This is a genomic window from uncultured Enorma sp. (genome assembly GCA_905210055.1).
Lineage (GTDB): Bacteria > Actinomycetota > Coriobacteriia > Coriobacteriales > Coriobacteriaceae > Enorma.
In genome coordinates this window covers 1-5,072 of sequence record CAJLVH010000140.1, presented here as the reverse complement: position 1 = coordinate 5,072, position 5,072 = coordinate 1, and the positions used below count along the sequence as shown (strand labels likewise).

Sequence of the window (5,072 nt, the reverse complement as noted above, 5' to 3'; positions counted from 1 at the left end):
GCTACCTCTCGCTCGATCGCGCGAGCTCGACGCTTTCCACGGGCGAGCGCCAGCGCGTGCAGCTCGCCCGTGCCGTGCGCAACCGCACGTGCGGCGTCCTGTATGTGCTCGACGAGCCGTCCATCGGCCTGCACCCCTCCAATGTCGAGGGGTTGCTGGGCGTGGTGGACGACCTTCTGGACGACGGCAATTCCGTGGTGCTCGTGGATCATGACGTGCGCGTGCTGCGCCATGCGGACCACCTTATCGAGATCGGTCCCGGATCGGGCGCGGCGGGCGGCCGGGTGATCGCGCAGGGGAGTGTGGCGGAGGTCGAGGCGAACCCGGCGACGCGGATCGGTCCCTTCTTAACGGGCTCGCGACGCGTGCGGACGCGCGAGCGCGCCTCTGCCGGCAACATGTTCGCCTGCGGAGAGATCCGGCTTGCGACCGATGCCATCCACACCGTGAAACCGCTTGAGGTGCGTATCCCGCGCGGGAGGCTCGTCGCGGTGACGGGCGTTTCTGGATCGGGCAAGACGACGCTCGTGCTCGAGAGCCTCATCCCGGCGCTCCGCGCGCAAGCGGGGCAAAGCACTCCTGGAGGTATGGCGCATAACGCGATGCCAGCGCATGTGAAGAGCGTGGATGCCGCAGGTATCAAGCGGGCGAACCTCATCGACGCGACGCCCATCGGCGCGAACGTGCGCTCGACGGTGGCGACGTACTCGGGCGTTCTCGACGACCTGCGCCGTGCGTATGCAAAGACGCCGGAGGCACGCGAGCGCGGGCTCAAGGCGGGCGCGTTCTCGTACAACACCGGGTCGCTCCGCTGTCCCACCTGCGACGGCACGGGACAGATTTCGCTCGACGTGCAGTTCCTGCCGGACGTGGATATTCCCTGTCCGGATTGCGGCGGCTCGCGCTATGGCCGCGACGCCTCCGACGTGCGACTCGCAGGCGACATCAGCCTGCCGGAGCTGCTGAGCTACACCGTGGATCAGGCGCTCGAGACGCTCGGTGAGACGCAGCTCCGCACCGCGAAGGCGAAGCTCGGGATCTTGCACGACCTAGGACTTGGCTACCTCACCCTTGGCGAGGCGACGCCCGCGCTTTCCGGCGGCGAAGCGCAGCGCCTCAAGCTCGCGAGTGAGCTCACGCGCAACCAGGAGGATGCGCTCTTCGTCTTCGATGAGCCCACGATCGGCCTGCATCCGCTCGACGTTGAGGTACTCCTTGGCGTTCTGCAGCGGCTCATTGACAACGGTGCGACGGTCGTGGTGATCGAGCACGACCTCGACATGATCGTCAACGCGGATTATGTGATCGACCTGGGGCCGGGCGGCGGTGAGGACGGCGGCCGCGTGGTGGCCGCCGGCACGCCGGAAGCGGTCGCCGCCTGCCCGGAAAGCATCACCGGCCGTTATATCGCCGAAGAGCTCTAGGTGCAGAATCCTAGGCACATGAAAAAGGGACAGGCACACGGTAACGCCTGTCCCAACTGTCATGACATTGGGGACTGTCCCCAATGTCAGGTGAGTTAGGCGCCGAAGCCCTGGAAGCGCTCCATGGTGCCGGTCATATGGGGACGTGTTCGTTTCAACCCATTTTGGGTCATGTGGGGACGTGTTCCTTCCAACCCGTTACAATGGGTCATCTGGGGACGCACCTCGTCCAGCCTGTTTCGGTGAAAGAAATGGGTTGAAACGAACACGTTCCCACATGACCCATTGATAGAAAGGATTTCCATGATCAAGGACATCGTGAAGGATCGCGACTTCCTGAGCAAGTCCGCCGAGCCGGCAACGGCCGAGGACGCGGAGGTGGCAGAAGACCTGCGCGACACCATTGAGTCGCTCGAGGATTGCGTGTGCCTGGCTGCGAACCAGATTGGGTCGAATAAGGCGATCATCGCGTACGAGGACAACGGCCGCATTGCCGTCATGTTCAATCCCAAGATCAAGATGGCGGCGCAGCCCTATCAAACGCAGGAAAGCTGCCTTTCGCTCGAAGAGGTGAGCGAGGTGAAGCGCTTCCAGATGATTTCCGTGGGCTATCAGGTCATCTCGAACGGCAACCTTGTGAGCCGCACGAAGCGCCTGTCCGGCTGGACAGCCGAGCTCGTGCAGCACGGCATCGATCACTGCGCTGGCAAGCTCGTCTAAGATGAGGATGAGAATCTGAGTCCAAGAGAATCTGAGTCCAGGACGCAGATCCTCACGTTGATGCGGAAGGGGAGAACACATGGTATCGGCAGAGGAAAAGCAAGCGGCAGAAGAGCTCGTCGAGTTCATCGCAGCGTGTCCGAGCATGTTCCACACGGCGTCGACTGCGTGCGAGCGCCTCGAGGCGGCGGGGTTTGTGCGGCTAGCCGAGAGCGAGGCTTGGCAGCTCGAGGCTGGCGGCCGATACTATGTGGAGCGCAACGGCTCGAGCGTCATCGCATTCTCGTTGGGCGAGCGCGCGGCGAACGCGGATGCCTATCACTTCCAGATCGCGGCGTCGCATACCGATTCCCCCACGTTCAAGCTGAAGGCCGTTCCCGAGCTCGATGGCCCTGGCGGCGCGCGCCGGCTTGCCGTGGAGGCCTACGGCGGCATGCTCGACTACACGTGGTTCGACCGTCCGCTCTCCCTAGCCGGCCGCGTGCTCGTGCGCACGGCTAACGGCGTCGAGAGCCGGCTCATCGCACCCGATTGCGACCTGGCGCTCATTCCAAGCGTCGCAATCCATCTCGACCGCGATCAGAATAAGGCGTTTTCGCCCAACCGTGCGCGCGACCTCTTCCCACTGGTCTCGGCTGGTGAGCTCGAGGGAGGCGACTTCGAGGAGTATATCGCCCGCGAAGCCGGGGTCGTTGCGGCCGATATGCTCGGCTTCGACCTGTTCCTCGTGAACCGCGTTCCCGGTCGCGTGTGGGGTGCGGCGAACGAGTTCGTCTCTTCCGCTAAGCTCGATGACCTCATGTGCGCGTTCATGTCGCTGCGCGCGTTTCTTTCTGCGAAAAACGATGGCGCCGTCACCGTGTGGTGCTGCTTCGATAACGAAGAGGTGGGGTCTGGTACCAAGCAGGGCGCCATGTCGACGTTTTTGCTGGATGTGCTTACCCGGCTGACCGCGGCGCTCGGACTCGGCGTGGACGACTATCGTCGGGCGCTCGCGAAGTCCATGCTTGTGAGCTGCGACAACGCGCACGCGGTGCATCCCAACCGCCCGGATCTGTACGATGCCACGAACCGCTGCGTCATGAACGGTGGCATCGTGATCAAGGAAGCGGCGAACCAGCACTACTGCACGGACGCCTTCAGCCGCGCCGTCTTTGTGGGGCTGTGCGAGCGTGCCGGCGTGCCCGTGCAGACCTACGCGAACCGCAGCGATATGGCCGGCGGGTCGACGCTCGGCAACCTTTCGAATGTGCAGGCGAGCATGCATGCCGTCGATGTGGGTTGTGCGCAGCTCGCGATGCATTCCGCCTACGAGACGGCGGGCGTGCGCGATGTGATGCTCGCGGAGCGGGCGCTTTCGGCCTTCTACGGCGCCGACCTGCATATCGATGCCGCTCACGCCGCCTGTTGGTGACAAATCGGCCTGAGGGCCGGACAGAAACCCTTGCGTGCGGGGTATAAGGCGAACAATGCCAGCCGCCGGTGCGTGTTTTCGCCGGCGATTATGAAGGAGCTATCATGAAGTGCCCCGTGTGCAAAGACGTCACGCTGCTTATGAGCGAGAAGAACGGCGTCGAGATCGATTATTGCCCGGAATGCCGCGGCATCTGGCTCGATCGCGGTGAGCTCGACAAGATCGTCGACCGCGCCCGCGGCGCGCGCGAGAGCTATCGCGAGGAGGAGCGTTACCACAGCGAGACGCGCCGGGACGACCGCGATCGCTACGACGATCGCGACCGCCGGTACGACGAGAAGTATTACAAGGAGCACAAGAAAAAGAAGAGCCCCATGTCCGCCCTCGGCGACATCATGGAGATCTTCGGCGGGGAATAACCGAGCATCTAAAGGGAGCCTGAATCCCAGACGGCACTTCCGTCGCGGATTCAGGCTCCCATGAGCGCTAGTTCAGCAGCATGCGGTCGTTTGCGAGCTCGCCGCCCGAGACTTCCTCGAATTTCTGCAGCAGGTCGGCCACGGTGAGCGCCGCCTTTTCCTCGCCCTGCACATCGTAGATGATACGGCCTTCGTGCATCATGATGAGTCGGTTGCCCAAGCGGATGGCGTCGTTCATGTTGTGCGTGACCATGAGCGTGGTGAGCTGGTGCTCGCCTACGATCTGCTCGGTGAGATTGAGCACCTTCGCCGCCGTTTTGGGATCGAGCGCGGCCGTGTGCTCGTCGAGCAGCAGAAGTTTGGGCTCGGAAAGCGTTGCCATGAGGAGCGTGAGCGCCTGGCGCTGGCCGCCCGAGAGCAGACCCACCTTGCTTGTGAGGCGCTTCTCGAGGCCGAGCCCCAGCTCGCGCAGGCGGTCGGTGTACTCGTCCTTCTCTGCGCGCGTGACGCCCCAGGCGAGCGTGCGGGTCTTGCCGCGACGCTTCGCCATAGCGAGGTTCTCGATGATCTGCATGTCTGCGGCGGTGCCCATCATGGGATCCTGGAACACGCGGCCGAGGTACTTGGCGCGTGCAGGTTCAGAAAGGCGTGAAATGTTCATGCCATCGAGCGTGATGGTGCCCGCGTCGATGGGGTAGACGCCGGCGATCATGTTCATGAGGGTCGACTTGCCCGCACCGTTACCGCCGATGATGGTGACGAAGTCGCCGGGTGCTAGGTGCAAGTTGCAGTCGACGAGGGCGCGCTTCTCGTTGATGGTGCCAGCGTTGAACGTCTTGGAGACGTGGCTCATGGTAAGCATGCGCTAGCGCCCCCCTTCGGAAGCAGCGCCGTCTGCGATGGACGCGGCTTTCAGTGTCTTACTGTATGCGCGTCTGAGCTGGTATTTCTCCCATACCACCGGCACGCAGAGCGCGAGTGCCACGATGACGGCAGAGATGAGCTTCATGTCGTTCGCATCCATACCCAGCTGGAGCACGATGGCACGGATGAGGAAGTACACGACCGAGCCCACCACGGCGGCGGTAAGGCGGC

At 63.5% G+C, this 5,072-nt stretch carries 4 protein-coding genes and 2 pseudogenes; 4 read left to right on the top strand and 2 right to left on the bottom strand.

Annotated elements, in window-relative coordinates:
• The 4 genes and pseudogenes from QZ079_RS08060 to QZ079_RS08045 all read left to right on the top strand — a co-directional run.
• A pseudogene (locus tag QZ079_RS08060) lies at positions 1–1,424 on the top strand (ATP-binding cassette domain-containing protein); the annotation flags it as partial.
• Between the two features lie 303 nt (positions 1,425–1,727).
• The gene (locus tag QZ079_RS08055; RefSeq protein ID WP_297037337.1) at positions 1,728–2,144 is read left to right on the top strand and encodes a peptide deformylase; all 417 of its coding nucleotides are present in this window, start codon (positions 1,728–1,730) and stop codon (positions 2,142–2,144) included.
• A 79-nt stretch (positions 2,145–2,223) separates the two neighbouring features.
• The gene (locus QZ079_RS08050) at positions 2,224–3,558 is read left to right on the top strand and encodes a M18 family aminopeptidase (protein WP_297037334.1); all 1,335 of its coding nucleotides are present in this window, start codon (positions 2,224–2,226) and stop codon (positions 3,556–3,558) included.
• Between the two features lie 104 nt (positions 3,559–3,662).
• Positions 3,663–3,977, top strand: coding sequence for a zf-TFIIB domain-containing protein (locus tag QZ079_RS08045; RefSeq protein ID WP_297037331.1), 315 nt, complete (start codon positions 3,663–3,665; stop codon positions 3,975–3,977).
• A 67-nt stretch (positions 3,978–4,044) separates the two neighbouring features.
• Here the strand turns inward: QZ079_RS08045 and QZ079_RS08040 are convergent, their stop codons facing one another.
• Positions 4,045–4,839 carry an ABC transporter ATP-binding protein gene (locus tag QZ079_RS08040; protein WP_291288901.1) on the bottom strand — a complete coding sequence of 265 codons (795 nt, stop codon included), beginning with the start codon at positions 4,837–4,839 and terminating at the stop codon, positions 4,045–4,047.
• A 3-nt stretch (positions 4,840–4,842) separates the two neighbouring features.
• Positions 4,843–5,072, bottom strand: a pseudogene (locus QZ079_RS08035) (ABC transporter permease); the annotation flags it as partial.

Bases quoted from the DNA above. Each gene is read 5' to 3' on its own strand.
- QZ079_RS08045 (WP_297037331.1), top strand. From the start codon at position 3,663: ATGAAGTGCCCCGTGTGCAAAGACGTCACGCTGCTTATGAGCGAGAAG.
- QZ079_RS08050 (WP_297037334.1), top strand. From the start codon at position 2,224: ATGGTATCGGCAGAGGAAAAGCAAGCGGCAGAAGAGCTCGTCGAGTTC.
- QZ079_RS08040 (WP_291288901.1), bottom strand. From the start codon at position 4,839: ATGCTTACCATGAGCCACGTCTCCAAGACGTTCAACGCTGGCACCATC.
- QZ079_RS08055 (WP_297037337.1), top strand. From the start codon at position 1,728: ATGATCAAGGACATCGTGAAGGATCGCGACTTCCTGAGCAAGTCCGCC.